Origin of the sequence: Pantoea sp. BJ2, assembly GCF_040255075.1 — a bacterium.
GTDB classification, from domain to species: domain Bacteria; phylum Pseudomonadota; class Gammaproteobacteria; order Enterobacterales; family Enterobacteriaceae; genus Pantoea; species Pantoea leporis.
The window spans coordinates 391,918-410,711 of sequence record NZ_CP158294.1 but is presented as its reverse complement, the minus strand read 5'-3'; the positions used below and the strand labels follow the sequence as shown (position 1 = coordinate 410,711).

Annotated in this window: 18 protein-coding genes and 1 pseudogene; 1 reads left to right on the top strand and 18 read right to left on the bottom strand. The window is 42.3% G+C overall.

Going from position 1 to position 18,794, the window contains the following annotated elements; genetic code table 11:
* Positions 1-232: 232 nt before the first annotated feature.
* Positions 233-618 (top strand): annotated as a pseudogene (locus AAF463_RS25060) (transposase); the annotation flags it as partial.
* A 631-nt stretch (positions 619-1,249) separates the two neighbouring features.
* On the opposite strand, the gene AAF463_RS25055 reads toward AAF463_RS25060, so the two are convergent.
* The 18 genes from AAF463_RS25055 to AAF463_RS24970 form a co-directional block, all read right to left on the bottom strand.
* Entirely contained in the window at positions 1,250-2,272 is a 1,023-nt protein-coding gene (locus AAF463_RS25055) for an IpaD/SipD/SspD family type III secretion system needle tip protein (protein ID WP_350262619.1), read from the bottom strand.
* A gap of 42 nt (positions 2,273-2,314) precedes the next feature.
* Complete coding sequence (locus AAF463_RS25050) at positions 2,315-3,208, bottom strand: hypothetical protein (protein ID WP_350262618.1); 894 nt, start codon at positions 3,206-3,208, stop codon at positions 2,315-2,317.
* Between the two features lie 34 nt (positions 3,209-3,242).
* Positions 3,243-5,081: a type III secretion system translocon subunit SctE gene (gene sctE, locus AAF463_RS25045; protein ID WP_350262616.1), complete on the bottom strand. Its 1,839-nt coding sequence runs from the start codon at positions 5,079-5,081 to the stop codon at positions 3,243-3,245.
* Between the two features lie 16 nt (positions 5,082-5,097).
* On the bottom strand, positions 5,098-5,595 hold the full coding sequence (locus AAF463_RS25040; RefSeq protein WP_350262615.1) for a SycD/LcrH family type III secretion system chaperone: 498 nt from the start codon (positions 5,593-5,595) through the stop codon (positions 5,098-5,100).
* An 87-nt stretch (positions 5,596-5,682) separates the two neighbouring features.
* Positions 5,683-6,888, bottom strand: coding sequence for an EscU/YscU/HrcU family type III secretion system export apparatus switch protein (locus tag AAF463_RS25035; protein WP_350262614.1), 1,206 nt, complete (start codon positions 6,886-6,888; stop codon positions 5,683-5,685).
* 6 nt (positions 6,889-6,894) lie between these two features.
* On the bottom strand, positions 6,895-7,659 hold the full coding sequence (gene sctT / locus AAF463_RS25030; protein ID WP_350262613.1) for a type III secretion system export apparatus subunit SctT: 765 nt from the start codon (positions 7,657-7,659) through the stop codon (positions 6,895-6,897).
* The gene (locus tag AAF463_RS25025; protein WP_350262612.1) at positions 7,652-7,915 is read right to left on the bottom strand and encodes an EscS/YscS/HrcS family type III secretion system export apparatus protein; all 264 of its coding nucleotides are present in this window, start codon (positions 7,913-7,915) and stop codon (positions 7,652-7,654) included. The genes sctT and AAF463_RS25025 overlap by 8 nt, the downstream gene beginning before the upstream one ends.
* Complete coding sequence (locus tag AAF463_RS25020; protein ID WP_350262611.1) at positions 7,916-8,590, bottom strand: EscR/YscR/HrcR family type III secretion system export apparatus protein; 675 nt, start codon at positions 8,588-8,590, stop codon at positions 7,916-7,918.
* On the bottom strand, positions 8,580-9,515 hold the full coding sequence (locus AAF463_RS25015; protein WP_350262609.1) for a FliM/FliN family flagellar motor switch protein: 936 nt from the start codon (positions 9,513-9,515) through the stop codon (positions 8,580-8,582). The genes AAF463_RS25020 and AAF463_RS25015 overlap by 11 nt, the downstream gene beginning before the upstream one ends.
* Positions 9,512-10,393 (bottom strand): hypothetical protein, encoded by an 882-nt coding sequence (locus AAF463_RS25010; RefSeq protein ID WP_350262607.1) that lies wholly within the window; start codon positions 10,391-10,393, stop codon positions 9,512-9,514. Before AAF463_RS25010 ends, AAF463_RS25015 begins: the two co-directional genes overlap by 4 nt.
* Positions 10,378-10,782, bottom strand: coding sequence for a hypothetical protein (locus AAF463_RS25005; protein ID WP_350262606.1), 405 nt, complete (start codon positions 10,780-10,782; stop codon positions 10,378-10,380). The genes AAF463_RS25010 and AAF463_RS25005 overlap by 16 nt, the downstream gene beginning before the upstream one ends.
* A 34-nt stretch (positions 10,783-10,816) precedes the next feature.
* Positions 10,817-12,109 (bottom strand): type III secretion system ATPase SctN, encoded by a 1,293-nt coding sequence (sctN, locus tag AAF463_RS25000; protein ID WP_350262605.1) that lies wholly within the window; start codon positions 12,107-12,109, stop codon positions 10,817-10,819.
* Complete coding sequence (gene spaK, locus AAF463_RS24995; protein WP_350262604.1) at positions 12,109-12,504, bottom strand: SPI-1 type III secretion system chaperone SpaK; 396 nt, start codon at positions 12,502-12,504, stop codon at positions 12,109-12,111. The genes sctN and spaK overlap by 1 nt, the downstream gene beginning before the upstream one ends.
* Positions 12,505-12,518: 14 nt before the next feature.
* On the bottom strand, positions 12,519-14,573 hold the full coding sequence (locus AAF463_RS24990; RefSeq protein WP_350262603.1) for an EscV/YscV/HrcV family type III secretion system export apparatus protein: 2,055 nt from the start codon (positions 14,571-14,573) through the stop codon (positions 12,519-12,521).
* Positions 14,570-15,745 carry a type III secretion system gatekeeper subunit SctW gene (gene sctW / locus AAF463_RS24985; protein WP_350262602.1) on the bottom strand — a complete coding sequence of 392 codons (1,176 nt, stop codon included), beginning with the start codon at positions 15,743-15,745 and terminating at the stop codon, positions 14,570-14,572. Before sctW ends, AAF463_RS24990 begins: the two co-directional genes overlap by 4 nt.
* Entirely contained in the window at positions 15,718-17,439 is a 1,722-nt protein-coding gene (gene sctC / locus AAF463_RS24980) for a type III secretion system outer membrane ring subunit SctC (RefSeq protein ID WP_350262601.1), read from the bottom strand. The genes sctW and sctC overlap by 28 nt, the downstream gene beginning before the upstream one ends.
* Positions 17,405-18,202, bottom strand: a complete 798-nt coding sequence (locus tag AAF463_RS24975) for a helix-turn-helix domain-containing protein (protein ID WP_350262600.1) — start codon at positions 18,200-18,202, stop codon at positions 17,405-17,407. The genes sctC and AAF463_RS24975 overlap by 35 nt, the downstream gene beginning before the upstream one ends.
* Entirely contained in the window at positions 18,196-18,651 is a 456-nt protein-coding gene (locus AAF463_RS24970; RefSeq protein ID WP_350262598.1) for a transglycosylase SLT domain-containing protein, read from the bottom strand. Before AAF463_RS24970 ends, AAF463_RS24975 begins: the two co-directional genes overlap by 7 nt.
* Between the last annotated feature and the right edge of the window lie 143 nt (positions 18,652-18,794).

Genomic DNA, 18,794 nt, shown 5'->3' with positions numbered 1-18,794 from the left:
AAAAGAGGCGCCAGGAGGGGGGGTGCCCGGTTTACACACCTTCTCTCTTACGCACTCACACAGAGAAAAGAGTACGCGTCAGGTGAACTCAACTTGTGTGAAAGCAGTACTTAACAACTGCTATTTGCAATTCAGGCGAGTATTTAGCTTTGGACATAAAATGCATCATCATCAGTTGCATACAACTTTTGGGGTTCAGTGCACTCCTGGCCTCCGCTATCCGGGAGGCGGGCTGCTGGCCACGCAGTCAGCGTCCAGCCTGGGCGGCGCGCTGCACAGGGCCGTCATGTACGCGCTATAGAGGTGGTCGTCGCTGCTGGCTTATCTTGATGAGGATCTGGTGCCGCCTGACAACAACCGGTGTGAGCAGATGTTACGTCCGGTGGCGGTAGGCAGGAAGAACTGGCTGTTTGCGGGCTTGCTGCGGGGCGGCTGGCGGACCTGCAAAAGCTGGTGCACACGGTGCGTCTGAACGGCCTCGAGCCGCAAGCGTGGCTGCGCGACGTGCTGGAGAAGTTGCCGTCGTGGCGCCGGTCAAAACTGCGTGAGCTGCTGCAGTACCTCATCTTACCCGCCCGCATCCGGGCCTTCGGTACCGGAAACAACACCTCAAGCTAAGATCATAACTCACGTTGCTGCGCCACGTGAGTTCACCGGACGCTTAGAAAGCATCTGGATGGCGGAATCAATTAGATCACAAGCCCTGATTATGCGTTAGCGCGACTGTAAGCGTTGCTTAGTCAGTTATCGTCAAGGCAGCTCGATGCTTTTTGGTTAACAGGGGCATGACGTATCCAGGGAGAACGGATGTCATGTTATAAGAAACAAAAAGCTCGTATACCCAATTCATTACGAACAGATGCTGGCCATGTGCAGGATACTTAACATGCCCACTTAAAGGCTACCCGCCAGGTTGCATCATATTTACTATTTATGGTTGGGCGGGCGTCGATCCGGATTGGTGAACGCATCAACACCACACTCACAGACAGGTTCACCGTACGATAAAATGTTTTACGCGGGAAACCCTGTTTTACAGGCTATGAATACTCACTGAGTTTTTCAGCCAACTTGCGCAACCTGTTTTATATAAGATAGAGGGACTGGTAGCATGAAACATGAGAGTTACCCTGGGTTTAATAAGGATTAGCCCCCTATCAAACTGGCAACTCTCAACTTTTAAATGGCATATGTTAAATCAGGTCGCAATTTCAACACCTAATAAAAATGGAATTAAAACCATTTAGTTTTATATGTGAACAAATCGCATAGCTGTCTCAGTCACTTTAGTAATAAACTCAGCCAAAACCTCACGAACGTTCGTTAAAAGTTTATTGTAGTATTCAAGCTGACTGAATATTTTATTAACCCTTCCCTGTTCACGCTGTAAAAAGGTGTCCATGGAAGATTTAAAGTTGTTCCACTCCGTCATCGATAATTTTTTATCACTGCTGTTTCCTAATAAATTAGCGGCCATTTGTTTAAAGGATTGGAAGCCTGACGTATCTATAACAACTTTGTTTCCAACAACCTTTCCAACACCCATTTTCTCACACCATGCCTTTGCTTCATCAGCGCTTTTTCCTTCAAAAAGGGTGGTGTCACCAAAAGCACTCATCATTTTATCCATTGCATCCATAAGCGCTTTGGCGTTTATCTCAACTTCATTGGGATCCTTGCCCGGCTTCGTATATTGTGTGACCAACTCGTTAAGTTTTGAAAGCGTTTCATACCAGGCTGTCATCTTTTGCGTCGCCGACATAAACGGATCAAGGAAATTCTTTTGCATCTCATCTATAAGCTGGCTGATTGCATCTGCAATATCCTGGTCAGACATATCAGAAGAAGTACTATAATGGAGATTTTTTAATGCGTGATATTCTGATTCTTCCGCTGTTTCCTGAATTTTTTGCTTAAACTGAGTGATCAGGTTTCGATCACTTGCATGATCTTCATCCTTAAAACGCTTTAATATTTCACGTTTGAAAACGATGGATTCATTTTGTTCAAGCATAGCTAAAAGCATCGGCTCAGATTGTGCTTTATCTGCTACATCAACTAATCGCGCATATACTTTATCAAATAATTCTTTAAGGCGGGCTGCCGCATCAAACCGTTTAGCTGATCCGCGGTGAGCCGGGCTCTCAACCGCCGTATTTTCTTCCGCGACTGTCAAAGATTCTTTATTTTCAGGGCTAGCTTCCTGATTATCTATTTCACTTGGTTTAACGATATAACTGGAGGATGTTGTGAATGTATTAACAACTTGCATAAAAAAACCCTTAAGTAAAGGCGGTTGCCCGCCTTATAAAAATCACATGCGAACGCTCGGTACATTTCGTGAATATTCACCGAGAGTACGTAACAGCTTTTCAATTTGCTCAGAAATTTTACTTTCTAACTCTCTCTCATGATCAGAACTTTTCTGCGTCATGCTCATATTGAATTCAGTTCTGCTAATGCCAGCCTGAGCAAGCTCATGTGTCAGGGTTCCAGATTGCTGAGTGATCATGCTTATCTGATTACCTATCATTTTGATCGCGTCAGCTTGTGTACGCTTTTGTTCAAAAATACGCCCAGCCGTATCAATCATGTTTTGGTGATTAATTTTCTGGTTCTTAAGACTGCCAATATCAGTGCCTTTAACAGGATTTTTAATACTATGATTAATGGTGGCTAACTCTTCACGCGAATTTTTTATTGCAGAGTTAGCATTTTTGGTAGCCAATCCGGTTTTTGATACAGAAAATCCGGAAGCAGCAACACTGACGAATGAACCAGCGATAGCAGTTGCAGCGTTCTTGATCGCTGAAGCAACTTTATCCTCGGCCGCTTTATCTTGCAGACGCTCGGCCATAGTATTCAAAAAGGACTTAATTTTATTAGCGTCCTCTTGATGCCGTTCATTTCTTTCCATTTGTTCAAGAACAATTTGTATGAACTTAGCCATTGTGCTGCCAAAATTTATGAAATCGTCCTTGGATAAATTAAGCATCATGCCCGCCACGTGTTGGTGGCTATCTGGCTTTACCAGACTGCTATAATCCTCCGTATCAGCTACAGCAGTTGCTAATAAATTCAGGCTGTTGCGGAGATTAGATTGAGATTGCTTATTTTTATCTGCCGAATCACCAATTTTTTCGTCAACTAAAGTATCTAAATCAGTGTGCTTTAAATATTGCAGTGAATTATTATAAGTAATATTCATATTTAATCCTTATTTGCTGTTGAAATGATTTACATTAACCAGCTTTAGTCATGTTTTTGAGGTTGTTAATGATTGCATTACTGGCATTCATTTCATTATGGACAATTTCTGTAGCCATCTGTGACAGGCTAGCCATAAACTCCTGTATTTTTTTCATGGCTTCACGCATATCATCCTGAATTTTCTCAACGACTTCATTATTGAAGAGATAAATATCATTTTCAGCATTGAATTTTTCGTAACGTTGGTTTGCCAGCCCCTGCTGTACATCACTGACAGCTTTCAGGGTCACACCACTGAAACCAAGTGCTTCGTTACCGGTCGTAGTATAACGAATCAAACTATCATGATTTTTTAAGGTGAGTTTACTATTCAAATCTTTAAAAGATTTGCCAGCATTCTTCATGAATTCTGGTATTTTGTTCGCAACCTGAGACATCATTTTGGAAATCTGTTCTGTGGCTGCTTTTGTCAAAGGCTCGATCATTTTTCCAATTTGCGTGGCAGCACTCTTCAACAGGATAGCTGCAGCAATGACAGCTGCGATCGTTGCTGCCAGCGTTAATCCCGTTTTAATGGTCTGATAAAGCTCTGGAGAAATTTTCTCCAGCAGTTTCCCTAAGCCCGTCTTATCAAGAAGGAAGTCTACAATTTTCCCCATGGCTTGCATTAAAGGCATAATGACATGGTTCATCAAGGGTGAGAGCGCTTTTGCCAGGAATGACTGACCTGTAATTGCCGTAGCGGCCATGTCTGCAAGTGTGATGCCCAGCACTATTGCCGCAAGAGGAGATGCAAGACCACCTGAAACTACCGTTAAGGCAACGCTTACAGCTGAAACCACAAAACCAATGATCTTAGAAATGCAATTTTTAATTTTTGAAGATTCTTCCGCTTTACGGATTTGTTCCTCATTCTCTTTCACGCGAGCAGCCTGCTGAGCGTGCATGCGCTCAGAGCGTAACTCCATTGCCTGACGTTCAGCTTCAGCGCGGTCTGAAACATCCTTTGCCATAAATGCCTGACATTTATTGATAAGATATATCAGGCGTTTACCGACAGAGAGTTGATCTTCATTTTTTGTCTGAATATGTTTCATATCCAGAAAAGCAGCAGCTGTATTGTTATGGCCTGCTAATGCAGCGTCTAACTCGGTGTTAAACTTATTCTGTAAAACGAGAACCTTATCTGACAGCTGGCTGACCCTCTGGCGCGCAGCACTCAGTAGCGTGCCGAGTGAAAGCAAACCATCCTCAGCTTCTTTAATTGCCGCGGAGACTGCCTGATACTCTTCAGCGCTCTCAGGAATACCCTGCTCTTTGAGCTGGTCAAGTTTTGCCTGAAGATTGGTAATTTTATCTTTTAACGTATTTGCCTGCCCTGTCAGATTATCGAGCTCAGACACGGCACCATCGAGTTCAGCCATCGCTTCATCAATCTGTCCCGACAGTTCATCCAGCATTTCCTTAACGCGTTTATTCAGTGCTTCCATTGATGAGGAAAACAACTCAAGAGAATGCTGAAACTTATCAACCGCTTTTGAATCCTCGTTGAGCATTAACGCGCGCAAAGAGTTATAGATGTTGTACATAGACTGCTTTTCAACATTTTTTGTTGGTGCTCGTAATACGGGGGCGTTTTCTTCCGTATTATTTTCTTCTATATCCAAATCTTCCTGCGTCGCTACAGCTGCATAGGCTCCTGCCGTGCCGGTGTTGCGTTTTTCAGCACGCCCATCGTGGCTCATGCCAGTAGGTGGTACCAGTACACGTTCGGGTGAGACCTTGATGTTTTCTGCTTTACCATTAGTGAGCAATTCGTTTTGCTCAGCTCTTGTTGCGAAAATGCCGGACAACTGATTTGATATATTCATCGCATCCTCTTAAATTTTATTTTTCCCGGAACTCTGGTCGATTTGATTTTATCGTATCCATATAAACACGGGCTTTGGTTACTAACGTATCATCCTGACTATTGCTTATGACCATATCAAAACACTGCAATGCTTTAGCAGTATTACCCATGAGCAAATTACACTGGCCGCCGTAAAACATTGGGTGCAGATCGTTCACAGCCATTACGTGTGCCAGAGCATAAAAATCACATGCTCTTTGGTAATTTTTTTTAATCTGGTGAACAGCACCTAATCCTATGACGTAATCAGCATTGTTTAAATCGTACATGCAAAGCATTTTGAAAAGATTTTCGGCTTCATCAAGTTTATTTTCGCGGTAGAAATGGTATGCACAGGCATACATTTCTTCCATAGACTCATTTGATACGCCTTCAATATCTTTTAACATTACTCCTTTTTGCACATACTCCATCAGCATCGAGGCCATCTGGGCAACATCATTACCTTGATGTTCATTTTTTTCTTGTGTCATCTCACACTCCTGACTTCTATACCCCCGATGTAGGGTAAATTTAAACAGACATCTTTGGTGGGTGCGCATAAATAACGCTCATAATAATTACGACCTGCGTTCCTTCTCAGAAGAGTCATTTACGGTTGCGGGCCCAGTCTCAATGGGCTTTGAACACGCCAGCTCTACAGGATGTCGCTGGAGTTCTGACGAACTTTCCTGCTCAACTGTAACAGGCTCATCGCTACTGTCTGGCTGAACGGGTTTACTCAGCATTGACTCAATCCATTCCATTTCAACCGACTGGAGCCATATGAGAATGTCCATAACGGGCTTAAAGCATTCAATATTAATAAAATGATTAACAGAATGTGTTGCATATATTTTTCGAGCCAATGCGATATCTTCAATTACTGGGGTACCCACTGACTTAGCGTACCGTTTTACAGCAAGCGCTGTAGCATTGGTTTCAATCAACGAGATGAAAGGGATAAACGTAACATCTTTATTGAGATAAATACCCACAGCTATATGTGTTGGGTTGACAATGACGGCATTAGATTTTTTAATGGTAGATCTCATCTCTTCCGAAAGCATCTCATGATGTAATTCTCTACGCTTCGATTTTATTTCAGGATTACCATTAAGTTCCTTATCCTCTTGTCTGACTTCCTTTTTGTCCATCTTCAATCCTTTGAGGTGAATAAAAAACTCAGCTATACAATCAAGCATGACAATGATTATGATGCTCCCCAGGAAGAACATCAGTAATGAATGTAACAACTTTCCCCAAATAGCGAATTCGCTATTGGCATCAGCATAGATAAGTGAAATGATTTCCTTTTTGTTTTCATCCCAAAAAAGCGTGGCCGTGATCCAGAATGCAATCAGAAAAAGCAAGGCTTTAACAAATTCCTTTACTGTCCTGATATTAAATATTTTTTTAATACCCTTAACAGGGTTAAGTGAGTCAAATTTGATTTTCAACGCTTTAAGCGCGAGCTTTGCACCGGTCTGAATCAGACCGGGTAAAACCGTTGCAACAATCCCCATCATCAGAACAGGAATTAAGATCTTTGCCCCCAGCGTAAGGCACATTAATGCATATGAATGAGCGGAAAGCGTAAAATGAGATTCAGACGCCACTCTTAGTACATATTTTAATTCATCCAGAGAAATCGTTAGTAACAGCGACTCAAGACCGATTAAGGTGAGACATGTAGCGATGAGATCTTTACTTTTAAAAGTTTGACCTTCTTTAGCCGCATCTCTTATTTTTTTCGGAGTCGGTTTTTCTGTTTTATTAGAGGACATATAATTTCATTTAAGCGTATCAATCGATAAGTAAGTTAATAATTTAATGATTTCTGCGGGCAAATAAGGTGAAAAATATAACGTCAGGATCCCAAAACCGATCATACTTTTAACTGTCATAGCCAGCGCAAACGCATTTAGCTGCGGCGTGTAGCGCGCCAGGAGTCCAAGCAAAACTTCAGCAACAAGAAACATCGTGATTACGGGTGCCGATAGCCGTATTGCCTGAAGCATCATGATCGTAATATAACCTGTAATTTCTTCCAGTGAAGGAATAGTCAGTACATCTGGAGGCCAGAATACATAGCTTCTCGTTACCATATCAAGCCAGATAACCAGTCCGCCTGACTCCAGTATCAAAGCAGCAGCGAATATATTAAACAGGTTAGCCAACTCGGATGAATCCACCCCACTTAAAGGGCTCAGGGAGCTACTTAGTGTCGCACCTCGCTGATTATCTATATAGCTCCCCGCGGCGTGCATGACCCAGATTGGCAGGCATATGAACATCGCGATGATCAGCCCTGTGATAAGTTCTTTAACTAACAAGCCGATATACAAAATTGGCTCAATGCTACCGATAAACTCACCAGAATATGGCCACAGAACAGCTCCAACGATAAAAACGATGGGATACTTAGAAAAATCAGTTACCACCGAGTTACTGAAAAATGGAAATAATAAAAAAGCCGGAAATAGTCTTGCCGATGAAAGAACAACACCATAAATCCAGTAATGAAATTCAGAAAAGAGTTGAAATCCCTCAGCCATTTTTTCTCAACGCAAAATTCATTACTTCATAGCTAAATTCAAGCAGAACATCGCCAAACCATCCCGATAACAGGAAAAGGCATATGCACACCCCTAACAACTTAACACCAAAAGGAAGTGTTTGTTCCTGCAACTGAGTAACTGTCTGGAAAAGACCTACCAGTAATCCTATTGTGGTTGCGACAATCACGGGTACTGCTGATAAAATCAATACGAGCCAGATAGTTTTATTACCTGCATAAATGATCTCATTCATTTATTGACTTCCCAGCGAGAGGTATTGCTCGATAAGTCCGGTTGAAATGAGGCCCCAGCCGTCCATTACCACAAACAAAAGTAATTTTACGGGGACTGAAATTGTCACCGGGCTCATCATCATCATCCCCAAAGTGAGCAATACACTCGAGATTAACAAATCAATTACAACGAACGGCAGGTAGATATAAAATCCAATCCGGAACGCATCTTTAATCTCACTTAATGCGTATGCAGGTAAAAGTGAAAAAAGTGAAGGTTCAGCAGTCTGTACGGGCTCATCTGTCACATCTGCATCAATGACCCGACTTCGTCCCTGCTGTGCTTTCTCGAAGAAAGCACTTAAATCAGGGTCACTGTATTTTTTTAGATACGATTTATAGGCGCCAAAACCGTTATCAACAAAATCCTCAATGTGCTCTGCCTTGCTTAAATCAAGGTTATTATCTTTATAATAGGCAAATCCATCTTTAAATACGGGTGTCATGACAAACACAGCCAGCAGGAATGCTACACCGTTGAGTGTCATATTCGAAGGAATTTGTTGCAACCCGATTGCATTCCTGACCATTATAAAGACAATTGAGAACTTTATATAACAGGTTCCTCCCGCTATTAAAAAGGGTGCCAGAGAAGATATTGTCAGTAATGCAATGAGAGAAATATCATTCTCCATCTGAAACTCCGGAATAGAGCTCCTGGATTTCTACACCCATCTGTCCTTCAAGCCACACAAGTTCACCCTTACCCAAAAGGGCACCATTTGCATGGATAGAAACACTTTTCAAACCGCCAGTACCGATTCCTAATGCTTCACCTGGTGCAAGCTTGAGCAATTCTTTCAACGATACCTGCTTTTGATGAACGATAAATTCAAGATTAACTTTCAGATTGTCAATCCCTCTTTGATTGTACGGCTCAGAAACTTTTGTAATGTCCGTCAAGTCATCAAATTCATTCATGTCTTCGTACAATGAGCTTGTCATAAATTCGTCACCTTCAGAGAAATATTTACCGATAATTTTTTCGTCACACACAATATCTTCTCGCAGGGTGCTAATAAGCAGCACATCCTCCACGTTCAGAGTTTTAATGTGTTTTAATTTAAGTTTGCTTTCACCTAAGACCAGACGAAGATTGAACGTCAAATCAGGAAATAATGATTCAATGTTGTCATCAGCACTGATTCGTGTATCAGGTAAAGCTAAAATCCACCCCGTTCCTAACGAGGTCGCTATTTGTGGCAGGTTATCCCGTAAAAAAACACTTTCATCTGCCGGATGATGGTCTTGCAACTTCACCGTACTTTGTTCATCAATATTAACCACACAGACTGAATCACTGTAATGGAAACAATCTCTGATATCACCGGCGCTTAATTTCTCAGAAGAAAGTCCTGAGGCAGTTAACCATTCTTTCTGCATCCATGACCTGAGATCCACAATGACAGACAAACCATTTGCATCGGAGAACACTTCAGCTACCGCTCCGGGTGGGATCGCGGAGTGAGGAGAAACATATGCTTCGGCAATAAAATGACCGAGCCCAAATTTCAGCTTAGACTCAACACCATCATAACGGCGTAATGGGATAACATTCATACCTCTTCCTCGTCCCAGATATCATTATGCTCATTTCGATGTTGCTGCTCTTTTTGTTCCTCCCCTTTCAACGTTAATGAAGGGGCATCAGGCATGTTCATTGCAGCATCTAACCTTTCACGAACGATGGTCGATGAGGGTGTTATAGTCGCCACAGGGTTTGCCTGAGAACCTGAAAGGTTTATATCTACAGACGTTTTTCCGGTCTCATCCACCCGCCGAAAAGAATAAGTAATGCTCTTACTTCCGCTGTGCTCATTTTGAGATATCATTGGTGCCGGGCTTCTCGCCTCAGGCAATGTGTTCACAGGGACTGCAGACTGCATCCTGGTTTCAGGTTGCTGTGTCACTGGCTCAGGCACACGGTGGTGAATTAATAATGTATTTTCAGCGTTTTTTGCGAGCGACTCTCCTGATTTCACCTTAAAAGGGCTCAAAACTTCACTTTCAAAACTTAGTTCTTCCACCGTAATTTCAGAAACGCGTGGCAATACTGCGTTCGTCATCTTATTTTCAGCCACAACAGACATCATGGGTGAAGTGGTATCCTCTTTTAATGGGAGTTCTTTAACCGTCATATGCTGATATTGGCGAACATGAGGTGTTACAACCTCCTTTATTGATACTTTTGAAGGTAAAACATCCAGATGAGTACCAGCCGGCTTATGAGACTCAGCAATAACTTCGGATGGCTTTATTGAAGGCTTGAGATCATTACTGTCATCTAATAAATGACGAAGTTCTGCAACATAGGCAGACAGAGGAACCAGGGCGTCAGCGTCCGACTTCTTTTTTTTATTGTTTGAGCTGTCAGCTTTATTACCTTCCTCAAAATCAGGAATAAACTGGGTATGATGTTTGACTATGACTTTGTCCAATTTATGCGTTCCTCTGTATCGTTGTCTTGTTGGTTAAGCATAATGAGATTTGATTTTCGGTTTAATGCAGATAAACGTAATGACAGCTTATCTTTTCTTTTTTCTAATGCAGTTCTTTTTCTACGTGCATTTGCGATTGTGATTTCAAGTTCTTCTATTTTTTTGTAATGCTCTTCAACACGCATTACAACCTCTGCTATCTGTCTTTTTGCAGTTCCCTGTTTTTTTTTAACATCAAAAATATCGGCCAGCGAAGTCATGCCAGAAATCGTCAGTGAATCAAGATGATGTTTTGCCTGTTCCAGAACCGTATTGCATTCTGATGCCATAGCATGATGCCTCTGGATTTCCGCAGTGGTTTTAGCAATCAGAACATCCTGAAGCATCATTTTATTAGCAGTCCTGTCATGAACAAGAGCTATATTAGCTGACAACCTCATCCATTAAATTCCACATATCATTTTCATTGCATTGCTCATTGATGTTTTGACAAAGAAACTGACCTACAAGATCCTTCTTTTTATAAGCGATGTCATGCTCAGGATTTACCCCTGACTGATATTCTCCAAAATCAATCAATACCTGCAATTCTTCGATATCTGCCATCAATGCCCGGAACTTGCCCGCTGCCAGGAGTTCGTTTTGCGAACTTACTCTCTGGCTGACACGACTAATGCTTTTGAGTACGTCAATTGCAGGATAATGATTTTTAGCTGCAAGTTTTCTGCTTAGAATGATATGCCCGTCAATGATTGAGCGTATCTCTTCTGTAACCGGATCAGACTCTTCTTCATTTTCAACCAGCACCGTCAGAAAAGCGGTAATGCTGCCTTCACTGGCGGCACCGGGTCGTTCAAGTAACAGTGGCAGACGTTCAAATACGGAGGCTGGATAACCTCTCCTGGCTGGCGGTTCACCAGACATCAACGCAATGTCTCTTAACGCTCGTGCATATCGGGTAACCGAATCCATAAACAAAACGACATTTTTGCCTTTATCTCTGAAAAACTCAGCAACGGTCATGGCGACAGAAGCCGCATTAGCCCTGTCCAGTGCTGAGAAATCAGAAGTTGCGTAAATGACGATACACTTGTGGCCATAGCCGGAGGCCCTTAACTCGTTAACAAATTCTGTAACCTCTCTGCCACGTTCACCTATCAGCGCAACGACAAAAATATCCGCGTCCGCATTATTAATAATCATCTGCATCAGCGTCGTTTTACCGCAACCCGCTGCGGCGAAAATGCCCATACGCTGGCCGCGGCCACAACGTATGAGTCCATCAATAGCTCTCACCCCTGTCAGGAACGGAGTTGAGATTGGTGACCTTTCATTCCAGGGAAGCGGTGATGACTGTGCGCTTCGGACTTCATAGTCATCATGAGTATAGGTTGCACAAAACCGTTCGATGACTTTCCCTGAAGGGGTAAGTACGCTTCCGATGAGGGCAGACGATACCTTAACAGCAAACTCTTCACCTGTTGGACTGATGACCATTTTTCTTGACAAGCCTTGTACCGAACCTATAACGCCCAGAACAGTGATGTCTTCACGAAATCCAAGTACGACTGCACGACTGACAACAGATGCCTTATCCCAGCTACTGCAGACATCGCATATTTCCCCGATTCGAACATTATGCAACCTTGCTTCAATCATCGCGCCAGCAACCTTCAAAGGATGAGCCTGCTGTCGCAAAAGATCATGACGGTGCATTATTTCAGAGCCTCAATATACAATTCAATATTGTTATAGAATTCCTCAATGGCGCTACTGAAGTCATTTTTATTAAGCGCATTTTCGGTAACAATATAGTTAAGCACCGTGAAGTTTTCGTGTTCTGACAAGTGGTATTTACCCGTAATTGAATAAGCCACATCACTCATCAGAAGTTGAAGTAATTTTGCGGAGCTCTGCTCAAGTATATATTCATTGTGTTCCATGAGGCGGGCAAACATCACGACATGCTCATCTCTCAGCGCAATCAAAATGCTGGGTCTCGACTCAAAATCTAAGGCTATAGTACTGTGGCTATCAAAATCAGAAAGCATATCTTCATTACAGCCGCTTTCAAGTAGTGCTTCTCTTACAAGTTGTCCTATATCAATCATTGCTTTAATACCTTTTAATTAACAGATCGGATGACATCAATTTTAACATTATCGGTAATTTCGCCATATGAAAGAACTTCCAGATGCCGATATTTAGCTTCAATGAATCTCTTAACAAAGCGCCTGATATCTACAGATGTCAAAATCACATAATCTTTTTGAGACATCAAAACCCCACCTAAAGAGTATTCAATTTTATCCATTAACACTTCTGCTTCAGCAGGGGATAAATTAAGGAAAACGCCTCCTGAGGTACTGCGAATATTCTTCCTTATAACTTCTTCTACTTCAGCCGAAAACATGACTACACGTAATACACCATTTGTTGAAAATTTATATGAAATATAACGCGACAGAGCACTTCTGACCTGCTCTACAAGATTGATAATATCTTTTTCTTTCGACGCCCACACGGTCAGCGTCTCAATAATCAACTTTGTATTTCTGACAGATATTTTTTCGCTCAACAGGCGCTGGAAAATCTCAGAAATTTTCTGAACTGAAGCATGGCGTGTCGCTTCTTTTATCAACTCCGGGAAATCTTTTTCGAGTCTGTCAAGGTGCGATTTTGTTTCCTGCACACCAAAATACTCATTTACGTTGAGTAAAAGTACATTTATCAGACAGTAATAAAGTTCATCTAGTGCACTACGGGTAACAAAACCGAGCTCACTGAGTTGTTGCTCATGTTCGGCTGGAACCCATATTGTATTTTCATTTAACTGTGTACTTATTCCCAGTTGTTCTATCTCATCTGAGCCATTTATCACTGCCAGCCAGTCGGTATGTAATGTGAATTCACTGGCTTCAATTTCGTTGATCAAAAGTTTAGCGGTGTCATCAGACTGCTTTTGCGTTGTACGCAGTACCATCTCTGGCAAATGGATCCCGTAATCCACAAAAAATTGACTTCGAAAGCGCATGATGGCGTTCAGTTCTTCAAGATAAGCTCCTACTCTTGGGCTGGTTAACAACATCAGGGGAACCGTGACTGGTGTTATCTCATCAAGATTCTCAATCATACTTAATCGGGTACCGCTACGTTGAGTTACACGGTCAACTTCGTCAGATGGGGTAATGTCAGCTTTTTTCACTGATGTCGTCTTACGCATCTTATACCAGCGGTATGCGCACAACCCCCCCGGTAGCATAGCCAGCAGGATGAATATCATGAGCGGGAAGCCGGGGAGAATCCCTATCAACAACGCAATGATTGATGCAATTATCAGCACAAACTGATTGCTGAAGAGTTGTGACATCATGGTTTGTCCCATGTTGTCACCTTCACCGCTAACACGTGTAACAATAAAACCCGCACTGATTGCAATCAGAAGTGAAGGGATCTGCGCTACAAGGCCATCGCCTATCGTCAGCATGGTGTAAGTTGATAACGCAGTAGACATATCCATGTTATGCTGGCTGACGCCCACACTGATGCCGCCAATAAAGTTAATAAAGATGACAATTATGCCGGCAATCGCATCACCTTTAATGAACTTCATCGCACCATCGAAAGAACCATAGAGCTGACTTTCCTTTTCAAGAACGGTACGTCGGTGAGTAGCCTCTGACGAATCTATAGCCTGCGCACGTAAGTCCGCATCTATACTCATCTGCTTACCTGGCATACCATCCAGTGAAAAACGAGCGGCCACTTCAGCGACGCGTTCAGCACCTTTGGTGATGACCAAAAATTGGACGATGGTCACGATTGCAAATATAACAAAACCGACAACTATATTATCGCCAATAACGAACAAACCAAATGTGGCAATGATTTCGCCTGCATCAGCATCATTCAATATTAATCGACTCGTGCTTATTGAAAGCGCAAGGCGGAAAAGTGTCGTAATCAATAATATCGCAGGAAATGATGAGAAACTTAGTATCCTGTCAATATAAAAGGATGAAAGAAACACTAATGCTGACAGTACGATATTAAGGCCAATAAGGAAATCGACTAATAGTGTAGGCAGCGGTATCACCAGCATAGCAATAATAGTCATCACCAGAATAAGAATAAAAATTTCCGGATGATTTTTAATTCTTGAAAGGAACTGGTTAATCACTTCCCTCCTCCATTTTGAATGTCATCTTTAAGCACTCGCATTTCATGCATCTGGTTATTTGATATATCAGTCAAAAGCTCAATGATATTTTCAAGTAAAATATCCCTGTGTTCATTGCTCAGGTACATTTCCACTGGTAGCTTCTTCGCGTGATTATAAATCATCTGAACAAAAAACGACTTTTGCCATTGACTCAGACCAGAAAAAAACTTTTCCGTCAGTTGATTCAGTGAATCAGCGAAGCTGTCAGAATCAGACAAAAGACATAACAGAAACAATATTAAATCTTCGTGAGCAACCTGAGCACTCATCTCGGGTATTTTTTCAAACAGGCCATTAATAAATAGGTCATCGCTTGTACGAAGAACTTTAATCTGCGTCAGTCTTCTTAGCACCATCCCAAATTCAGGCATAGTGCAGCTGGGGTCATGTGATTCAATATCAGCGAGCAGCGCACTTTCTATAAAATCGATAATTATATGTCTTCTGGAAGCACCAAAAAGAACGACCCACTTTTCATAGCTGAGCACTTCAGAATCGTCTCCCTCCAGAAATTCTCTGTAAGCATTTCTGACTATTGAGGGGCTTAGTTTAAGTTTCCTTCCGAAAATCCTGGCTTTAAGCGCAATATTCAGTCCAGCCTTGGTCGCCTTACTGTTGCATTGTTCCTGCGCTTCATTTAATGCTTCCTGAATAATATCCGTCTCTTCAGGGAACAATCGACGCCTGTTTAACATGACACGCAATGCAGCTATAAGGCAGCTATCATCTCTGAAAAGCTCCCGTGCACGAGGAAACAGGACCCATTTACTCTCAGACTTATCTTTTGCTTTAACTGCTGCAACCCGTACCGCGTTGATCAGCGAATTAACATGTTCGTGTCCTTCATCATCAAGGATGTAATCAATGTCAGGGTCATTAAGAAATTCAGTACGTTTCTCTATTTCCCGCCGGTTCCTTATGAGGGCAACATACGCTGATATTTCATCAACTGATGACAAAAACTGCTGTAGCGTAGGGACATTACTGTCAGTATCATCGGCAATATTCGTGTTTTGACTACCAGTAAGATCTCTGGATAGTTCAGTCTGCCCTCTGGCCTCCTGCCTTTCTCTGACTTCAGCGAGTCTGGCAGGCGTAACGCTTACTTGGTGCTGGATTGGGCCGGCCATTGGATGCCATTCATGAAGTTTTCGGTCCAGTCTAAAAGTTTATCTGATGCGGAATTGCCCTTGATATCAGAAATCATAGTTCTGGCATCTTTAGAATCATTCCCATAGATTTCCTTAGGCTGAATCAGGAATATACGCACCAGGCTTGCATTTTTTTCTACGCGGGAACTAAAAAGCTTTCCAACCCAAGGGATGTTTTTTAGTCCTGGAATACCTGAATCAGTTTCGCTTTTCTCTTCACGCGAGTACCCCCCAACCAAAAGGCTTTTTCCCTTCGGTACACGAGCAATCGTGTTGATCTGTGTACGCCCTACTTCCGGCAACATATCGCCTGAATCGCTTTGACGAAGTTCATTTCCGTCTTCAATGTTGAGCAAAAGTTCTACATCATCCGTTTGAGTGAAACGAGGAAGTACATTCAGCGATGTACCATATGTCACATGCTCGAGATTGGTGACGCGTTCTCCCTGCAATTTTGTATAAAACGTCCTGTTGTTATCGAAAACCGCTGGCACATTTTCCTGTGTCAGTATCATTGGTCTGGAAACAATATTTGCTTTATTCTCTTCTGTCAGCGCCAGCACAGCCGCCATAAAAGAAGCGCCATCAACAGTGCTTGTTCCGCCGCCGTTCAAAGATACGCCGAGGCTATTGCCCATATTCAGGGAACCTTTAAAGTTAACGCCTAACTGATCAAGTTCCTGCTTCTGAAGGTCAATGATCCAGACAGACATTTCAATGTGCCTTCTGGGTAGATCCAGTCCGTTGATAAGTGTTCTGATGTTGCGGACCTGCTCACGCGATCCCTTAACAAGTAAGCTGTTGTTATCGGGATTCGGTATAACAATAGCCGGGATCTCTGCCCGGGATAACCGGATTGCCGGTGAGGACGTCAGTAACGTATCAGGGATGCCCGTTGCCTCAGGAAACATCAACCGTGTTTTACTGGTCGACGGTTCAGTTTCATCCCCTGCTTCAGTTTTTTTTTCCGGTATATTAACCTCATGCGAAGCATTCGGTGATGCACCGGTAAGCTGGCTGATAATCGTAGCCATTCCAGGGATTGTTATTTGCTCATCCCGATAACGATAGAAGCGATCGCTCACGAATGTATTGTACAAGGGGATCACATTCAGACTGGAATAGTCCGAGGGCGTATCCATTTTGCTTTCAAGATAGCTCACCGCATCTGTAACAATTTTTATATATGCTGGAGGACCTGAGATGTAAAAAGTCTGCGTCGCAGCGTCATCGCGTATAGGATATCGGGTGTCATATAATTTAGAAGATACGAGGAAATTCTTAACGGATGCGACAGATGTATTAACCAAAGTCACAATCGTGCTTTTCGTCTCAGACGCATCATAAATGAATACACTCTGGCCATCGGAGTACCAAATTAACCCCATCTGATTACATACACGGCTAATAAGTGCATCCGGAGACGACAGGTCAAAACTGCCGGTGACTCTTTTTTTGGACGCCAGTGGGCTGGCAATGATTGGCTTGTGAAGCTTTGTTGATACAGCTTCAAAAAAAGTCTTGAGCGAATCTTTTTCTGCAGTATATCCCACTGTATCAGCAATACTCGCATTTTCAGCATAGACAGGAAGCGTTAAGCATAACATCAGGCTACAACCTAATACGCTTAGGTTAAATTTATTTACTAGTTTCATTGTTACTAATACATTCAATTAAATTCTTTAACTTACGAGGAGGTATGCCCAGGGTACTTTTCACCTCATTTGAAAAATGAGATAGCGAGGCATAACCGTGTTTAATTGCAACGTCAGTTATCGAAATATCGCCTTCGAGTAACTCGAGCAAAGCATTAGATAATCGCCATTGGCATAATTCATACTTTGTCGAATTGCCTAGGGCTTGCTTTGTGATTCGTCGAAAGTGAGATGACGATAATCCATATCGTTCACCCATAGACTTTAAAGACAGCTCATTGTCATAAGAGTTAAGTAAGAACCGGATAACCCAGTAGGACTCTGTACTTCTCAGCAGATCGCAAATATTCGAATTTCGGCCTTCACGTTTGAGATTCAGTGTGATCAGCCATTTCTTAAAGCCTTCATCGGTTAGCTCTTTCCTAAAGGGGCTTAAATATAAATCACTCCAGACCGGCGTTCTGATAACTGGTTCCTGACCAAAAGCTGCATCGATAAATGCCTGCAGCTTTACAATATCTGCAAAGTTGCCTTTCACAATTTTGATATTGCCACTTACTAATGATACAGAAGAGGCTTTAAAACATAATACGCCTGTCTCTGCAGGTCTTAACCTGTAGAGCGAGGTGTCATCAGTCCGGGTGAGCGAAAGCACCGCACCTTCCTGCGCATCTCCCTGGATCCACCAGACTGAATTCACTTCAATATGGTCATCAGCATAATTTTTAATTGAGGGTTCATGTGTACGTTCGTCACTAGCAGAAAGAGAATTATTTACCATGGATAATACCCATTTGAATTGCGGTAAATTCTGGCAATCTTTGTTGCATACTTCTTTCTTAACTTAACTCGTTTTGATGATGTTCCCGCATTATATGCCCCTACAGCCTCCCAGCCGTAGCCATACTGGCGAATCATTCCATTTAAAATGGATGCGCCTGTTAAGAGTGAAATGCATGGATTGACGATAAGCATCTCTTCAGTTACTCCTATCCCTTTTAGTCGTGGTAGATGAGTACTGTTTATCTGCATAAGACCTATGTCATAGGTCCCATTCGTATTTCTGTTCATAGCAGCCGAATTCATGCCTGATTCGGCATGGGCAATTGCTTTAAGAAGGTTTGCATCGATTCCATATGTATACTCTGCAAGATTCCAACATGTAGACAAAGCCGGCGTTGAAAAAAGAAGCATACATATCGTAGCGATGCAGTTAAGATTAATTCTCATCAGTCATAACCACTAATTTTGTCAGTGTTGTAATTTACGCTGTTCGATACACCTAATCATGATGAAAAAATCACCGCAGAGATTTATTTTTTTCTCCCGCGAAAAAAATAAATTAACAAATCATTGCACTCAGTAACATCACA